At 68.5% G+C, this 15,522-nt stretch carries 19 protein-coding genes; 10 read left to right on the plus strand and 9 right to left on the minus strand.

Annotated elements, in window-relative coordinates:
* Positions 1-104: 104 nt before the first annotated feature.
* Positions 105-776, plus strand: a complete 672-nt coding sequence (locus tag DIZ26_RS21280) for a peptidylprolyl isomerase (protein WP_112244126.1) — start codon at positions 105-107, stop codon at positions 774-776.
* 78 nt (positions 777-854) lie between these two features.
* Positions 855-1,493 (plus strand): VOC family protein, encoded by a 639-nt coding sequence (locus DIZ26_RS21285; RefSeq protein WP_198676198.1) that lies wholly within the window; start codon positions 855-857, stop codon positions 1,491-1,493.
* A gap of 3 nt (positions 1,494-1,496) precedes the next feature.
* Here DIZ26_RS21285 and DIZ26_RS21290 read toward each other — a convergent pair whose 3' ends face one another.
* Complete coding sequence (locus tag DIZ26_RS21290) at positions 1,497-2,474, minus strand: HpcH/HpaI aldolase/citrate lyase family protein (RefSeq protein WP_112244130.1); 978 nt, start codon at positions 2,472-2,474, stop codon at positions 1,497-1,499.
* A 142-nt stretch (positions 2,475-2,616) separates the two neighbouring features.
* Here DIZ26_RS21290 and DIZ26_RS21295 point away from each other — a divergent pair, with 142 nt between their 5' ends.
* The 7 genes from DIZ26_RS21295 to DIZ26_RS21325 all read left to right on the plus strand — a co-directional run bounded on the left by DIZ26_RS21295 (position 2,617) and on the right by DIZ26_RS21325 (position 8,951).
* Positions 2,617-3,144 carry a hypothetical protein gene (locus DIZ26_RS21295; protein WP_112244132.1) on the plus strand — a complete coding sequence of 176 codons (528 nt, stop codon included), beginning with the start codon at positions 2,617-2,619 and terminating at the stop codon, positions 3,142-3,144.
* Between the two features lie 70 nt (positions 3,145-3,214).
* Complete coding sequence (locus DIZ26_RS21300) at positions 3,215-4,480, plus strand: magnesium transporter MgtE N-terminal domain-containing protein (protein WP_112244134.1); 1,266 nt, start codon at positions 3,215-3,217, stop codon at positions 4,478-4,480.
* The gene (locus tag DIZ26_RS21305) at positions 4,470-5,003 is read left to right on the plus strand and encodes a DUF1003 domain-containing protein (RefSeq protein ID WP_112244136.1); all 534 of its coding nucleotides are present in this window, start codon (positions 4,470-4,472) and stop codon (positions 5,001-5,003) included. Before DIZ26_RS21300 ends, DIZ26_RS21305 begins: the two co-directional genes overlap by 11 nt.
* Before the next feature lie 48 nt (positions 5,004-5,051).
* Positions 5,052-5,951, plus strand: coding sequence for a zinc metalloprotease HtpX (gene htpX, locus DIZ26_RS21310; protein ID WP_112244138.1), 900 nt, complete (start codon positions 5,052-5,054; stop codon positions 5,949-5,951).
* Between the two features lie 4 nt (positions 5,952-5,955).
* Complete coding sequence (gene pspAB, locus DIZ26_RS21315; protein WP_112244140.1) at positions 5,956-6,519, plus strand: PspA-associated protein PspAB; 564 nt, start codon at positions 5,956-5,958, stop codon at positions 6,517-6,519.
* 86 nt (positions 6,520-6,605) lie between these two features.
* Complete coding sequence (locus DIZ26_RS21320; protein ID WP_112244142.1) at positions 6,606-7,751, plus strand: Mrp/NBP35 family ATP-binding protein; 1,146 nt, start codon at positions 6,606-6,608, stop codon at positions 7,749-7,751.
* A gap of 105 nt (positions 7,752-7,856) precedes the next feature.
* Positions 7,857-8,951, plus strand: a complete 1,095-nt coding sequence (locus DIZ26_RS21325; protein ID WP_112244144.1) for a GNAT family N-acetyltransferase — start codon at positions 7,857-7,859, stop codon at positions 8,949-8,951.
* Positions 8,952-8,960: 9 nt separating this feature from the next.
* Here the strand turns inward: DIZ26_RS21325 and DIZ26_RS21330 are convergent, their stop codons facing one another.
* Complete coding sequence (locus DIZ26_RS21330) at positions 8,961-9,584, minus strand: TetR/AcrR family transcriptional regulator (RefSeq protein ID WP_112244146.1); 624 nt, start codon at positions 9,582-9,584, stop codon at positions 8,961-8,963.
* A 61-nt stretch (positions 9,585-9,645) separates the two neighbouring features.
* Between DIZ26_RS21330 and DIZ26_RS21335 the strand changes: the two genes are divergently transcribed.
* Positions 9,646-10,083 (plus strand): hypothetical protein, encoded by a 438-nt coding sequence (locus tag DIZ26_RS21335; RefSeq protein ID WP_157979772.1) that lies wholly within the window; start codon positions 9,646-9,648, stop codon positions 10,081-10,083.
* Here DIZ26_RS21335 and DIZ26_RS21340 read toward each other — a convergent pair.
* The 7 genes from DIZ26_RS21340 to DIZ26_RS21370 all read right to left on the minus strand — a co-directional run bounded on the left by DIZ26_RS21340 (position 10,080) and on the right by DIZ26_RS21370 (position 15,513).
* Complete coding sequence (locus tag DIZ26_RS21340; RefSeq protein WP_198676199.1) at positions 10,080-10,430, minus strand: sec-independent translocase; 351 nt, start codon at positions 10,428-10,430, stop codon at positions 10,080-10,082. The two genes, DIZ26_RS21335 and DIZ26_RS21340, sit on opposite strands and share 4 nt — an antisense overlap.
* Positions 10,431-10,620: 190 nt before the next feature.
* The gene (locus tag DIZ26_RS21345) at positions 10,621-12,096 is read right to left on the minus strand and encodes a S1C family serine protease (RefSeq protein WP_112244151.1); all 1,476 of its coding nucleotides are present in this window, start codon (positions 12,094-12,096) and stop codon (positions 10,621-10,623) included.
* Between the two features lie 75 nt (positions 12,097-12,171).
* A complete protein-coding gene (locus DIZ26_RS21350; protein ID WP_112244152.1) occupies positions 12,172-13,239 on the minus strand; it encodes a transcriptional regulator in 1,068 nt (355 codons plus the stop codon).
* Between the two features lie 3 nt (positions 13,240-13,242).
* Positions 13,243-13,848: an anti-sigma factor family protein gene (locus tag DIZ26_RS21355; RefSeq protein ID WP_112244154.1), complete on the minus strand. Its 606-nt coding sequence runs from the start codon at positions 13,846-13,848 to the stop codon at positions 13,243-13,245.
* A complete protein-coding gene (sigE, locus tag DIZ26_RS21360) occupies positions 13,845-14,540 on the minus strand; it encodes an RNA polymerase sigma factor SigE (RefSeq protein ID WP_112244156.1) in 696 nt (231 codons plus the stop codon). The genes DIZ26_RS21355 and sigE overlap by 4 nt, the downstream gene beginning before the upstream one ends.
* Positions 14,541-14,698: 158 nt before the next feature.
* Entirely contained in the window at positions 14,699-14,920 is a 222-nt protein-coding gene (locus DIZ26_RS21365; RefSeq protein ID WP_112244158.1) for a biotin/lipoyl-binding carrier protein, read from the minus strand.
* Positions 14,921-14,967: 47 nt separating this feature from the next.
* Positions 14,968-15,513 (minus strand): ABATE domain-containing protein, encoded by a 546-nt coding sequence (locus DIZ26_RS21370; protein WP_112244159.1) that lies wholly within the window; start codon positions 15,511-15,513, stop codon positions 14,968-14,970.
* Between the last annotated feature and the right edge of the window lie 9 nt (positions 15,514-15,522).

Raw genomic sequence — 15,522 nt, forward strand, 5'->3', positions numbered from 1 at the left:
GGACCGACTCACCTTAGGCGGCAGCCGCTGCGTGTGCGAGTGGACGGTGAATTCCTTCAGCCGATCCGGAAGAACTTGTCGACGGGGAGTATTAGGTTGGTCGCATGAAGCGATCAAGAATCCCTGCCCTGATCGTGACGACGCTGGTCGCCGCCACGCTGACCACAACCACCGCCGCGGCCGCGCCCGCAGTACGGAGTGGTCATCGACCACCGACCGTGCAGTGTCAGTTCACGCCGACTCCAGAGAATCCGGCCGCGAAGCCGGTCACCCTGCCGCGGTCGACGGCGCTCGCGAAAGGCACCGTCGATGTGTACTTCTTGACCAACTACGGGCCTTTCGTGGTCCGGATGGACCGGGCGAACGCGCCGTGTGGCGTGTCGAACTTCGTGCATCTGACCAAGAGCGACTTCTACGACCGCACCCAGTGCTTCCGGCTGACCAACTCCGCGCGGCTCGGCGTGCTGCAGTGCGGTGACATCTACCGCCAGGAGGAAGGCGGACCGGGGTACAAGTTCCCCGACGAGGTGACCGGCAAGGAGACCTACCCGCGCGGCACCGTTGCCATGGGCAACCAAGGACCGGGGACGAACGGCAGCGAGTTCTTCGTCGTGCACTCGTTCGCGAACATCCCGCCGAACTACACGGTCCTCGGCCATGTCATCTACGGCATGTCCGCCTTCGACCGGATGGTCAAGGCCGGCATCACCGACCCGGACCAGGACGGCCCGCCCGTCCGCCCGATCCGCCTGCTGAAGGTCTTCACCCTCGGCTGAGCTCTCCGTCGATCCTCCCCCGGGCACGGATGGCTCGGGGGAGGGTAATTCGCCGGTCCCGGCGCTAGCGTGATCGGTGTGAGCAGACGCGGCCGGCCGCGGCATCCCGACGTACTGACTCCCGCCGAGTGGCGGGTCGTCGAGGCGGTCCGGCACGGGATGTCGAACCGGCAGATCGCCGGGCGGCGCGGGATCAGTGTCGACGCGGTCAAGTTCCATGTCGCCAACGCGTTGCTGAAGCTCGGCCTGGAGCGCCGGGCCGAGCTTCGGACCTGGCGAGGTGTGCCCGCGGACAGCGCTCTGCGTACCGGCGGAACCAGACAAGGAGTCGAAGCGATGAGCGTCCAACTGGGGTCGATCGGCCAGATCTCACGGCCGGTCAGCGACATCACGACAGCAGTCGAGTGGTATCGGGACGTACTCGGGCTGCCGCACCTCTACACCTTCGGTGACCTGGCCTTCTTCGACTGCGACGGAACGCGCCTGTTCCTCAACGCGGCGGAGGACCCCGATCGCGTCGGCGAACCGTCGATCCTGTACTTCCGCGTCGACGACATCCAGACGGCGTACGACGATCTCACCGCCCGGGGCGTCAGGTTCGAAAACGCTCCCCACCTGATCCACAAACACGAATCCGGCGTCGAGGAGTGGATGGCCTTCTTCCCCGACCCCGACGGCCACCTCCTCGCCGTCATGTCCCAGGTGCCACCCAGCTGACAATCAGTCGGTCGGTGGTTGCCAGACGTCGGTGCGGGTCATGCCGGCGGCGCGGCCCTTGGCGGAGATGACCAGGGCCATCTTGCGGGAGGCCTCGTCGATCATCTCGTCGCCGAGCATGACCGCGCCGCGGGCGCCGCCGGCCGCGGAGGTGTAGTGGTCGTAGGCGTCGAGGATGTTCTCGGAGTGGTCGTAGTCCTCCTGCCGCGGCGAGTACACCTCGTTCGCCGCCGCGATCTGGTCAGGGTGCAGCACCCACTTGCCGTCGAACCCGAGCGCCGCCGACCGTCCCGCGACGCGCCGGAACCCGTCCAGCTCCTTGATCTGCAGATACGGCCCGTCGATCGCCTGCTTGCCGTACGCGCGGGCCGCCATCAGGATCTGCATGAGGATGTAGTGGTACGCATCGCCCACGTCGTACCCGGGCGGCTGCTCCCCCACCACCAGCGACTTCATGTTGATCGACGCCATGAAGTCGGCCGGGCCGAAGATGATCGTCTCGACCCGCGGTGAGGCAGCGGCGATCGCGTTCACGTTCGTCAGCCCGAGCGCGTTCTCGATCTGCGCCTCGATCCCGAGCCGACCGACCTCGAGCCCGTGCACCTTCTCCAACTGCGTCAGCAGCAGGTCGAGCGCGACCACCTGCTCGGCGGTCTGCACCTTCGGCAACATGATGCAGTCCAGGTTGGCCCCGGCACCCGAGACCACCTCGATGACATCGGCGTAGGTCCACTCGGTGGTCCAGTCGTTCACCCTGACCACCCGGGTCTTCGTGCCCCAGCCGCCCTCGTTCAGCGCGGCGACGATGTTCTTGCGGGCATCCACCTTCGCGATCGGCGCGACCGAGTCCTCCAGGTCGAGGAACACCTGGTCGGCGTCCAGCCCTTTCGCCTTCTCCAGGAACCGCGAGTTCGATCCCGGGGTCGCCAGGCACGAACGCCTGCTCCGGAAGGCCTTGCCGGTGCTCGTCTCGTCAGCCATCGCCGCATCCTCTTGGCTCGGTTACCCGTCGGTCACCCGCAGCGTACGGCGAATCGGCCGCCACTCGCGGTGACCTCCCTCACGCGTTGCGCGGGTTGTGTCCAGCCTCACCCGTGCCGCGCTGTTGTGACAGGCTGAGGACGTGACGAGTGACGAGGCAGTGGCGGAGATCGCCGGGGTGATGAAGAAGGCCGGGCTCGTCTGGCTGGCTTGGGGCGGCGGCCGCCCGTTGCCGGCCTGGTTCGCCACCGTCGACGGCTCGTACGTCGTACTCGCGGATCGCTCGGGCAGCGCGGAGCAGCCCTTACCGGGGCTGGCCGAAGCGGGCGCCGCCGATGTCGTCGTACCGGCCAAGCCTGCTACGAACCGGTTGGCGGGGTGGAAGGCGAACGTGCGGCGGTTGGAGCCGGGCAGTGAGGAGTGGACCGCTGCTGCGCAGGTGCTGCGGACTGAGCGGCTCAATGCGGAAGACCTGGACACCCAGCTCGAACGCTGGAAGACCGAAGCTGATCTGCTCGTCCTGGAGCCCACCGGGGTGATCAGCGAGTCGGCGGGCCAGTGGGACGACCGATCGCGCCTGGAGACTCCGGCGGGCAGTCCGGCGACGACCCGCGGCAAGCGGCCCATCACCTTCCACCGGCGCAGCAAGCGCCGCCCCAAACTGAGCTGATCGGCGCCGAACGCGCTGGTCAGCGGGTCGGGTGGCGGGCGGGCGGCGTACGGGCGGTTAGCCTTCGGGCATGAGCAGTTCACCGTCGCGCGTTTACATCGCCCGGCTGGCTGGTCTCCCGGTGTACGACCCGAACGGGGACCAGGTCGGCAAGGTCCGCGATGTCGTCGTGATGCTCAGACAGGGTCACCAGCCGCCGCGGGTGCTCGGGCTGGTGGTCGAGGTGTTCACCCGGCGGCGGATCTTCCTGCCGATGACCCGGGTCACCTCGGTCGACGCCGGCCACGTGATCACCACCGGGCTGGTGAACATGCGGCGCTTCGAGCAGCGGGCGACCGAAGTACTGGTACTGGCCGAGCTCCTGGATCGCAAGGTCACCATCCGCGAGACCGGCGCGACGGCAGTCGTGTTCGACCTGGCGATGGAGCAATGGCGGACCCGCGACTGGGTGCTGTCGAAGGTCGCTGTGACCGAGGGAGCCAAGCGGTTCCGGCGGCGTGGGCAGTCGCACGTCCTGGACTGGGCCGATGTCAGCGATCTCGGGCAGGCCGAGGAGGGTCAGGGCGCGACGCACATCCTCGCCGCCTTCGAGTCGATGAAGCCTGCCGACCTGGCCGGCGTACTACACGAGTTGTCACCCAAGCGGCGCAAGGAGATCGCGGCCGCGCTGGACGACGAGCGGCTGGCCGACGTACTGGAGGAACTGCCGGAGGACGACCAGGTGGAGATCCTGGCCGGCCTGGACACCGAGCGAGCGGCCGACGTACTGGAAGAGATGTCACCGGACGATGCCGCAGACCTGATCGCGGACCTGCCGACCGAAACCGCCGAGCGGCTGCTGACGTTGATGGAGCCCGACGAGGCGGAGGACGTCCGGCGCCTGCTCACGTACGAGGAGCGTACGGCCGGCGGGCTGATGACCTCGGAGCCGGTGATCCTGCCTGCCGACGCCACGATCGCCGATGCGCTCGCGCACGTCCGCAATGCCGAACTGAGCCCGGCGCTGGCCGCGATGGTGTACGTCTGCAGGCCACCGCTGGAGACCCCGACCGGTCGCTTCATCGGGATCGGCCACATCCAGCGGCTGCTGCGCGAACCGCCGTCGGCGCTGGTATCCGTTGCCCTCGACACCGATCTCGACGGGTTGCGCGCGGACGACAGCCTGCACACCGTCAGCAAGTACCTCGCGACCTACAACCTGGTGGCGGCGCCGGTGCTGGACGACGAGGGCCGGCTGCTCGGCGCGGTCACCGTGGACGACGTACTCGACCATCTGCTCCCGTCCGACTGGCGCGAGTCCCAACAGCAGCCGGAGGTGGATCGCAATGCCCCGTGACGACCGCAGTTCCGACGACCGCCGGCTGATGCGGGCCGCGGACCGGCTGGACATCCCGCGCGAACTCCGCCGGACGATCGTGCGCCGGCGCGCGTACGACGCGGATGCGTTCGGCCGGCTGTCGGAGCGGATCGCCCGGTTCCTCGGCACCGGCCAGTTCCTGGTCTACATGACCGCGACGATCCTGTTCTGGGTCGGCTGGAACATCTTCGCGCCGGAGCACCTGCGCTGGGACCAGTACCCGTTCATCTTCCTGACCCTGGCCCTCAGCCTGCAGGCGTCGTACGCCGCTCCGCTGATCCTGCTCGCCCAGAACCGCCAGGAGGCCCGCGACCGGGTCCAGTACGAGCGCGACCGCGACGTGGATGCCCGCAGCCGCGCCGACATGGAGTTCCTGGCCCGCGAGATGGCGGCCCTGCGGATGTCGGTGGGCGAAGTGGCCACCCGCGACTTCCTCCGCTCCGAACTCCGCTCGCTGCTGGCCGAACTCGAGCACAAGGACCGCGAGGACGACCGGGTCTGAGATTCTTTGCGGCCGAGCTACCCTCGCCTTGAGCTGCGGGAGGATCGGATGAAGAGTCGTTTCAAGCCGGATCGTGGTCTGACCAACCGGATGGTGGTGACCAGCTTCCTGCTGGGCCTGCTGTACGTCGGTTTCGTCGCGGCGCTGATCGCGTTGACGAAGAGCGCCGTCCTGGCCGTCCTGATCGCGGGCGGGATGCTGTTCGCGCAGTACTGGTTCTCCGACCGGATCGCGCTCTACGCGATGCACGGCCGCATCGTCAGCCCGGAGGAGGCGCCGCAGTTGCACGGCGCGATCGACCGGTTGTGCGCGCTGGCCGACATGCCGAAGCCGCGGGTCGCGATCGCGGACGTCGACCTCCCGAACGCGTTCGCCACCGGCCGCAATCCGTCCAAGGCCGTCGTCTGCGTGACGACCGGGATCCTGCGGCGCCTGGACGCCGATGAACTCGAAGGTGTCCTCGCGCACGAGCTGTCCCACGTGGCGCATCGCGACGTGGCCGTGATGACGATCGCGTCGTTCCTCGGCGTACTGGCCGGGCTGATCACCCGCTTCGGCCTCTACAGCGGCCTGGGCGGACGGCGCGATCAGAACACGGCCGCCATCGTGCTGACCGTCGTGGCGGTCTCGGCCGTGGTCTATGCGCTCTCGTTCCTGCTGACGCGCGCCCTCTCGCGGTACCGCGAGCTGGCGGCGGACCGGGCCGGCGCCGTACTGACCGGGCGGCCGTCGGCGCTGGCCTCGGCGCTGACCAAGATCAGTGGGGACATCGCCCGAATACCGTCGCGCGACCTGCGCCAGGCGGAGGCGTTCAACGCGTTCTTCTTCGCTCCGGCCATTTCCGGCAAGGGCGTCAGCCTGTCGTCGCTGTTCTCCACCCACCCGCCGCTCGAGACGCGCCTCGACCGGCTCGGTGTGCTGTCCCGCGAGCTGGGCGAGCAAGCTTAGCCACATGGGCCTTCTCGACATCCTGCTCGGCAGGAGCAAAGCCGTACCGCCGAACCTCGACCAGCTGTTCTCGCTTCCCTCGGCCGCCATCACCTTGGAGACCGCGGCCGGTTATCGACCGACCGGCAGCGGCTCGGTCTGCTTCAAGGCAGCCGAAGGCGGCGGCTTCTCGACGCTCCGCGACGAGGTCGACAAACTGCTCGCCCTCGACAACGGCAAATTCACCAGTACGACGGACTTCTTCGGCTTCACCTGGCTCGTCCGCGAGACCACGCCCGACGATCTCGAAGGCCTCGTCACCGACCTGCACGCGGTGAACACCTCGCTCGTCGACGCCGGCTTCGGCGCTGCGCTGCTGTGCACGCTGGTCTCCTTCACCAACGGCACCCGGTCGCTGGGGCTCGTGTATCTGTACAAACGCGGCTCGTGGTACCCGTTCGTCCCCGTCGGCGCCGACCGGCGCGACAACGCGACCGAACTCCAGATCAAGTCCATCGTCGGCGCCGACCTCCGCTTCGAACCGGACCTGGCCCGCTGGTTCCCCGTCTACGGAGCACCCGGCCTGTAGCGGCGCTTGGTTAGGGTGCCCTTGCCGGGCCTACGTCACATGGACTGGAGTCGGGGGCTAGACGGGGAGCACGTAGCCTGGGACGTATGGGTCTTACTGCTGATCAGGTGACGGTTGCGCTCGGTTCCGTGATGGACCCGGAGATCAAGAAACCGATCACCGAACTGGGGATGGTCGAGTCCGTCGTCGTCCGCGAAGACGGCGTGGTCGCAGTACGGATCCTGCTGACTGTTGCGGGTTGTCCGATGAAGGACACGCTGCGTCGTGACACCACCGCCGCGGTGAGCGCGCTCGACGGTGTCACCGGCGTGGAGATCGACCTCGGGGTGATGTCGACCGAGCAGCGGGCTGCTTTGCAGACCCAGTTGCGTGGTGGCGTCGCCGAGAAGGAGATCCCGTTCGCGCGGGCCGACTCGCTGACCAAGGTGTTCGCGATCGCGTCCGGCAAGGGCGGCGTCGGCAAGTCGTCGGTGACGGTGAACCTCGCGGTCGCCATGGCGGCCAAGGGGTTGTCGGTCGGCGTACTGGATGCCGACATCTACGGACACTCGATCCCGGCCATGTTCGGCGTCGCCGACGAGCGCCCGACCGCGGTGAACGACATGATCATGCCGGTGCCCGCGCACGGCGTGAAGGTGATCTCGATCGGCATGCTGAAGCCCAAGCGCGACCAGGTCGTCGCCTGGCGCGGCCCGATCCTGGACCGCGCGCTGGTGCAGATGCTCGCCGACGTGTACTGGGGCGACCTCGACGTACTGCTCCTCGACCTCCCGCCCGGCACCGGTGACATCGCGATCTCCGTCGGGCAGCGGCTCACGTCCGCCGAGGTGATCGTGGTGACCACCCCGCAGGAGGCCGCCGCCGAGGTGGCCGAGCGCGCCGGGACGATGGCGCAGATGGTGCACCAGCGAGTGGCCGGCGTGATCGAGAACATGTCGTACCTGCCGTGCCCGCACTGCGGCCCCGAGCACCGGATCGAGATCTTCGGCTCCGGCGGCGGGGCGCGCGTCGCGGAGACGCTGTCGAAGCGGCTCGGCTACGACATCCCGCTGCTCGGCGAGGTACCGCTGGACGAGCGCCTCCGCAGCGGCGGCGACAACGGCCAGCCCCTCGCGATGGCCAATCCGGAGACGCCGGCAGCCCAGGTCCTAGAACAGATCGCCGACCGCCTAGGCGGCAAACCCCGAGGCCTCCTCGGCCGCCAACTAGGCCTGTCCCCCGTCGGCCGTTAATCAGCTCGTACGACGGTTAGCCCACGCGCGGTTGTTCGTCGCCCGCTCGCGCGCGGTTGTTCGTAGAAGTCAACTCATGACCGTTGGTTGGTGTTGACTTTTGGGATGCCGATTCCTATTGAGCATCCGGTGCTTACTGATGGTGTGGTGGTTTTGCGTGGGCCGCGGGCTGACGACCTTCCGGGGGCGATAGAGCGGAATGTCGAAGACGGTGGATCGTTCGGCGTGCAGGATGCGCGGAACTGGATCGGGTTCGGGATCGCCGAGGCGTGGGCGGCGGGGACTCAACTGGTGTTCGTGGTCGAGTACGAGGGCCGGTACGCCGGGTCGGTGGGGCTGCGGCCTGACTCGATGGGCAATGCGAGCGTTCATTTCGGGTTGAGCCGCTGGGCTCGGGGTGCTGGTGTGGCTGCGCGGGCTGTTCGGTTGGTGTTGGGGTTCGGGTTCGAGGTGTGCGGTTTTCACGTGATCCACTGGTGGGCCGCGGTGGGGAACTGGCCGTCGCGCAGGGTTGCCTGGGCGACCGGGTTCCGGGCGGGGCCGATGATCCCGGGGCTGGCGGAATTGGCGGGCCGGCGTACGGATGCGTGGACGGGATGGATCCTGCCGGGCGATCCGCGCGGGCCGAGGCAACGATGGTTGGAGGTTCCGGTGCTCGAGACGTCGCGGATCAGGCTGCGCGAATGGCGTGCCGACGAGGTCGACCGCATCAGCTCGGCGCGGACGAACCAGGCGACCGCGCATTTCCTGCCGTTCATCCCGCAACCGTTCAGCGTCGAGGACGCACGCTGGTGGCTCAAGGACATGGCCGAGCAGGCAGCGACCGGCCGCCGCCTCAACTGGTGTATCGCGGACGCCTCGACCGATCTCGGACTCGGCAACCTCACCCTGTTCAACCTCGACAGCCACGGCGACGGCGAGATCGGCTACTGGATGCACCCGGACGCCCAGGGCCGCGGCGTGATGACAGAAGCCCTGCGCTGCTTGACTTCCTGGTACTTCGCGGCGCCGGCCGACGGTGGTTTCGGCGGCACCCGCCTGGTGATCCGTACGGCGGCGACCAACAAAGCGGCCCGCAAAGTCGCCGAGTCAGCCGCGTTCCGCCACGTCGGTACCGAGCGGCAAGCTTTCCGCCTGGCAACCGGCTCCGACGACCGAGTCAGCTACGACCTACTCGCCGGAGACTCCGCCGCCTCCTGACAGCGGCAGCTAAGACCTCTTGGCGTCCGACCAGATCGCACGAAGTGGCGACATGCCCTCTTCGACGTAGCCGGCGATCGGCTGGTTGCCACCCTCCAGATACCACTGCTCGAGCGCCGCGAAGTAGCCGAACACCAGAGCATTCGCCGCCACCCGGGCCTGCGCCTCGGTCAGCCCTCGACCGCCGCCCGCCAAGAGCGGGGCGATGCGCTGACCAGCGCGGTCGAGAGCAGCACAGGCTGCCATCCGCACGGACGGCTCCTGGAAGAAATACCGCACCCGCCGCCAAGGACTCCGCTCCCCTCGCAAAGCCCCCTCGGCAGCAGGCGTCGCATCGTCAGCGGCCACCGCTTCGTACCTGAGCACGATCTGCAGCATGCTCTCGACCGGATCGTCGACGTCGAGGATCTCTGCGAGCGCCTCTTCGCTCATCGTGTCGAACTCGTCGGCGACCAGGATTCCCTCTTTGGTCCCGAAGTACCGGTAGACCGAGGACGGCGAAACCTCCGCGGCGGCCGCGATCTCCTCGATCGTCACCGCCCCGAAGCCACGCTCGTCGAACAGATCGAGCGCGCACTCCTGGATCGTGCGCCGCGCCTTCACGCGCCAGCGTTCCCGCAGACCGGTAGCCATGCGGCCAACCTACGAGAAAGTCACATGCTTCAGCAAGTCACTGCCTGATAAAGTCACTCGCATGAGACAGTCACTATCTGAAAATCGATCAACAGGGCGCGGCACGACGCTGATCGCCGCTGGTCTCTCACTAGTCGTGGGAGCAGCAGCGATCGTCGACCAGGCCGGGAGGCAGAGCCTCGTCGAGCACGCCACGACCGCCTACGCGTCGTACGGGAAGCAGCCGTCGGCAGGCCTGCTCTACGGCCTGCTGTACGGCGTGGCGGTGGTCGACGTGGCGCTGTGGTTGCTGGTCACCAGAGTCGCGCGCGGACGCCGACAGCTCGCTGCCGGCCTGGCAGCTGTCATGGCGCTGATCAGCGCAGGGCTGGCCGCACTGCTACTGACATCCTCCGAGTACGGCGTACGCATCTTCCCGCCGCTGTGGGGACTCCTCGCGCTGCTGCCCGCAATCGCCGGAGCAGTCGCGATCCCTTACCTGATCCGTCGACGGACCTAGGTGGACTCGGGGTCGTACGGCGCGCGCTGACCGGACGGCAGGCGTTGGGGGGTGTCCATCAGGTCCATCGACGACGAGACGGGCTTGTCGAAGTCGTCGTCGTCCATGCCTTCGAGCAGGTGTTTGCGGACGAAGCTGCGCGGGTTGAGGTCGCGGACGTCGAGGTCGGCGAACTCCGGGCCGAGTTCGTTGCGCAGGTCGTTCTGGGCGTTGTTGACCATCCGGCGGACCTGGCGGAGCAGGTTGCCCGCCGTACGGATGAACTCCGGCAGCCGGTCGGGGCCGAAGACGAGGATGGCCACGATCGCGATCACCACGATCTCGAGTGGCCCGATGTCGAACAGCATCTCCCTCACCCCTCCCACAACGACACAAGCACCGCGGACAGCGTAGCCCGCACCCGGTCGAACCGCCCGCCGGGTCAGTCAGTCCGGCCGGCCCGGTCGCCGGCGAACCCCGAAGTCAGCCAGTGCGATCGTCCCAAGTCGATTGGCGGACCCAAAGTCAGCCGTCCCGAGTTGACCGGCGGATCCGAGGTCAGCCGGTCTGTTGTCCCAGAGCCACGGTGACCTGGCGCGGTTTGCCACCCCGCTCGAACTCGAGGCGGACGTTCTCGCCCGGACGGTGGGTGCGGATCGCCACGATCAGCGCCTCCGCGCTCTCCACCACCAGGCCGTTGATCTTGGTGATCACGTCACCCGTGCGCAGCCCGGCGCGAGCCGCCGGTGAGCCGGCGTTCACTTCGCTCACCCGGGCGCCGCCCTCGAACTGCATGTCCACATTCGCACCGATCACCGGGTACGACGCCTTGCCCGACTCGATCAGCTGCTGCGCCGTACGCCGTGCCTGGTCGATCGGGATCGCGAATCCCAGCCCGATCGAGCCGCTCGTGCCCTCCTCGGCACCGCGCACCGTGGCGATCGCCGAGTTGATCCCGATCACCCGCGCGTTCATGTCGACCAGCGGACCGCCCGAGTTCCCCGGGTTGATCGCCGCGTCGGTCTGCAGCGCGTTGATGTAGGAGATCTCGCCTTCGCCGCCGGCCGTGACGGGCCGGTTCTTCGCCGAGACGATCCCGGAGGTGACCGTGCCGGCCAGACCGAGCGGCGACCCGATCGCGACCACGTCCTGGCCGACCACCGCGAGCTCCGACTGCCCGAACTGGACCGAAGGCGCATCCAGCCCGACCACCTGGACGACGGCCAGGTCGTACGCCGGCGAGCGGCCGACGAGCCGGGCCGTCGAGCTCTTGCCCTTCTGCGTCACCACCTGGATCGAGCCGCCCTTGGCCGCGGCAGCGACGACATGGTTGTTGGTCAGGATGTGGCCCGCGTTGTCGATCGCGAAACCGGATCCGGTCGCGCTCGAGTTGTCGGCGCCGTCGACCTTCAGCTGGACGACGCTCGGCAGCAGCGTCGCGGCGACGGCCGAGACCGAGCCGCTGCGGATCTTGGGATCGGCACCGACACCGATCGCCGGACCGCTCGGGTCGTCGACCGGACCGTTGTTGTTGTCCAGCGCGACCACGCTCACCGCAGCGCCGGTGCCTGCGATCAGACCGACGATCAGCGCCACGATGGCGGCGATCAGGATCGTGCGGTTGTTCTTGGGCGGCGGCGCCGGCGTGTACGCGCGGGCCTGCTGCTGATGCCAGTCGAGCGGCGGAGGCGGCGTGTACGCCGGTCGCTGCGTCGGCCAGGCCTGCCCCGGGTACGCCGGCCGGAACCCGCCGTCGAGCGGCTCGGGCCGCCCGAAGCTCCGCTGCGTCACCGACCGAGCCGGAGCCTGCCGGTACGGCGCGTTGCTCCCAGGCGCTGGAATCGACGCCGACCCGCCGCCAACCCCAGGCGCACCCACAGCACTAGGAGCACCCGGCGTGGGACCGGCCGTAGTACTGGCTTCGGGTACGACCGGGCCTGCTATCGGTCGCTCCGGCGGCAGTACGCGGGTGGGTTCCGGGTCGGCCGGGTCTCTCGGCGTACGGACCGTCGGTTCGGCGTCATCGGTGCTCACGGTGGCCGCCTCACGTCGTCGTTGGTTCGGTCGTGCAGTCCCCACCGGGCTTCCGATAGGCACTCCCAGAGTCGATTATCCCAGTTTCCAGGAGAGGGCACTCATCGGCGTGAGCCACTTCGCCATTTTGGCCAGCCCGGTGCCCACCCGTTCCACCGCCGTCACGCGGGGCAACGGCTGGTGCGGGAAGGCGGCGACGACCTTGCCGAGCTGGTCGTACGGGAGGTCGCCGACCAGGGTGTAGACGATGCCGCCGGAGGACCACATCGCGTACGACGGCATGCCGTACCGCTGGTAGACCGTCGCCCCCTCGTCGGTGGTGATCGCCGTGTACCCGGCGACGGCCGACGGATCCAGCTCGCCGCGCTGCTCGAAGAGGGAGACGTTGAACAACCCGTCGGAGTACGAGAACTGCAGGGAATTGCTCGCGGTGTCCTGGTGAACGTCGTACAGCTGCAGGTCGGAAGGCAGCGAGGCCGAGCACGTCCAGCCCTGGGAGCGCAGGCTGTCGACCTTGCTCATCCCGACCGACTCCACCCCGCCCGGCACCATCGGGGGTAGGTGGCTGAGGAACTCGGAGTTCTCGATCTCCAGCTCGGTGAACACGGTCGCCCGGACCAGCGTCGTACCGTCCGGGCCGAACAACTGCCGCTGCAGCAGCAAGCCGGTCGCCTTGTCGATCCAGAAGCGCGCCGCCAGCGTCTTGTCCCCACGCAGCGCCTCAACCAGTACTGCGGCGCGCCCGATCGTGGCCGTGCAGCACTTGTAGACCAGCTCGTACGTCGCTTTGAGCAGCGCGAGCGGTCCGCCGTCGACAGTAGGGCCGACCTCGTGGCCGGCGCGCTGCACGAACGCCTTGGCGCCCGGTGACGAGCCAGAGCCGACCACACTGATCTCGGAGCCCTGCGAGGCGGCATGGACGATGTCGAGCATCGCCGAGCTCGCCCCTGTCGGTCCCCAGGACGTGATGATCTGCGTGCCGTGGTACGAAACGCGGTCGGGCGCTGCCGCGGCTCGCTCCAGCCAGTTGACGGCTGTAGGTGAGTCATCGCGCGGCGCGACGGCGACGGCCGCGGCGGGCATGGGCAGGCCGAAGCCGATCAGTACGGTGCTGACCAGGACGGCGAGCCGGGAGAGGCTCACTGCTCAGCGCCCCGCGAGGGCCACCGGCTGGAGCGTCGGGCTCAGCCCTGCATACCCCGTCCCGTTGAAGGAGTTCAGCATCGCCACCGGGTCGGTGAACGGCGCACCGTTCGTCGCAGCGGCGTGGTCAGCGGAGAAGCTTGCTACTGGCGGCTGCAGCACCGGCGGCTGTTCTGTGCGCGCCGGGTCGCCCAGAACGAACGCAGTACCGAGCAGTGAAGCGACTGCGGCAGCCGAACTCGCTGCACCCAGTACGGCGGTACGCCGGCGGGCGCGGCTGACACGGGACCCCGGCCGGGTCGCACCGGTTCGCGCAGCGGGGAAGGCCGAGCGCTGCGGGAACAGCGAGACCGGCGTCACCACCGGCCGCACCTCCTCGCGCGGCTCGGTCGAGAACGAGGGCACACCCAGCAAGCGCTGCATCAGGTCACTGGACGGCTCGATCGGCTCAACTGCGGCCAACCGCGCCTTCAGCCGGCGCTGGGCGTCCACCTCGCCACGGCAGGTCTCACAGCCGACCAGGTGACTCAGCACCTTGTCCCGCGAGTCGTGGTCCAGCTCGCCGTCCACGACGGCGCTCAGCTTGTCCAGCGGGTGTTGCGGCGTCACTGCTCGTCACCTCCGGCGACGAACGGCCCGTCCGCGGGCGGGCCACTGACACGGGTCTGACCCGACCGTGGCGCGCGGTGCTCGAGGTGCTTGCGCAACATCGAGCGGCCCCGGTGGATCCGGCTCCGAACGGTCCCCAGCTTCACGTCCAGCACATCGGCGATCTCGTCGTACGTCATGCCCTCGATGTCGCAGAGCACCACGGCCGCGCGGAAGTCCTCCGGCAGCGCGTCCAGCGCGTACTGCACATCGTGGTCGAACAGGTCGGAGTCCAGCTTCTCGGCCGGGCCGGAGCCCTTCGCGGGCAGCCGGTCGTGCGCGTCCTCGGGCAGCCCGTCGAAGCGGATCCGCTGCCGGCGGCGCGCGCCGTCCAGGAACAGGTTGGTGGTGATCCGGTAGAGCCAGCCCTCGAAGGTGCCCGGCGTGTACGACGACAGCGAGCGGAAGACCCGGACGAACACTTCCTGGGTCAGGTCCTCGGCGTCGTGCTTGTTCCCGGTCAGGCGGTAGGCCAGCCGGTAGACGCGGGCGGAGTGGGTGCGGACGATCTCGTCCCAGGACGGCAGCACCTCGGGCTGCGGCTGGGGCGCGTACACAGGCGCCACGGAGGTGTCGACCGGCTTCACGACAACGCCTCCCTGGGCACCCGTCCTGCGATCCGCACTCTGCGGGGCAACGAGCGTGACCACCATAGTGTCGCGTTCACCGTCCTCTTCGCACTTCGGGAGCACCCGGGCCGAACCCTGAGATGCCGGTACGCCGAGTCAACGGGCCCCGCGACCGGGAAGTTCCCCGCTCGCGCGATCACTCTCGTAGTACAAGACGTATGAACAGGCATTTCGGTTGAACGCTATTTCTCTTCGATGACTGCGATGGGGTCGCCGTCGCGGACGACCTCGCCTTCGGAGACCTTCATCTCGGTGATCGTGCCGGCCACTTCGGCGAGCACCGGGATCTCCATCTTCATCGACTCGAGGATGACGAGGGTGTCCTCGGGGCCCACCGTGTCCCCGGCCTTGGCGGTGACCTTCTGGACATTGGCCACCAGCTCGGCCACCACGGTGTGACTCACGCGCCGCTCCTCCTCCGCCCGGAACGTTCCGGGCCTGCTGGAGGATCCTAGTTCTCGTTCCTGAGAGATTGCCTAGCCCGGTACGACGCGACGCGGGTCCGGCCGGCGCAGGTCGGCGTACAGAACTTCCGCGGGCGTCGCTCGGCCGAGTTGACGAAGACACGCTCACAGTCGGTCGCCGCACAGTGGTGCAGGGCTTCGAATCCGTGCCCCGCAGCGAAACCGGCGAGGCCGAGCGCCGCTCCGGCGGCCAGCCACTCGGCCCACGTCGCCCCCGGCTTCGCCACGTGCAGGTGCCACGGCGCCCCGTCGTGATCCGACAGATAGGGCCGTACTGCGTAGTCGGCGAGCAGGTCGTTGAGGACCCCGGCCGCCTCGCGTGGCTCGGCGCGGAAGACCGCCCGGAGACGTTCACGCACCGCCTTCACGGCCGCCAGATCGGCCTCGTCGACGGTCGCCGTCGGCTCGCCGTGCTCGAGCAGGAACCGCTGCAAGGCCTCCGGTGAGGTCAGCTTCTCCGGTTCGAGGGTCTTGGTGTTCACCAGGTCCACGGCGATCCGGATCATCCGGTCGGGCGTTGTCAGGCTTTCCACTCGACCGAG

Source organism: Kribbella monticola, assembly GCF_003261635.1.
Lineage (GTDB): Bacteria > Actinomycetota > Actinomycetes > Propionibacteriales > Kribbellaceae > Kribbella > Kribbella monticola.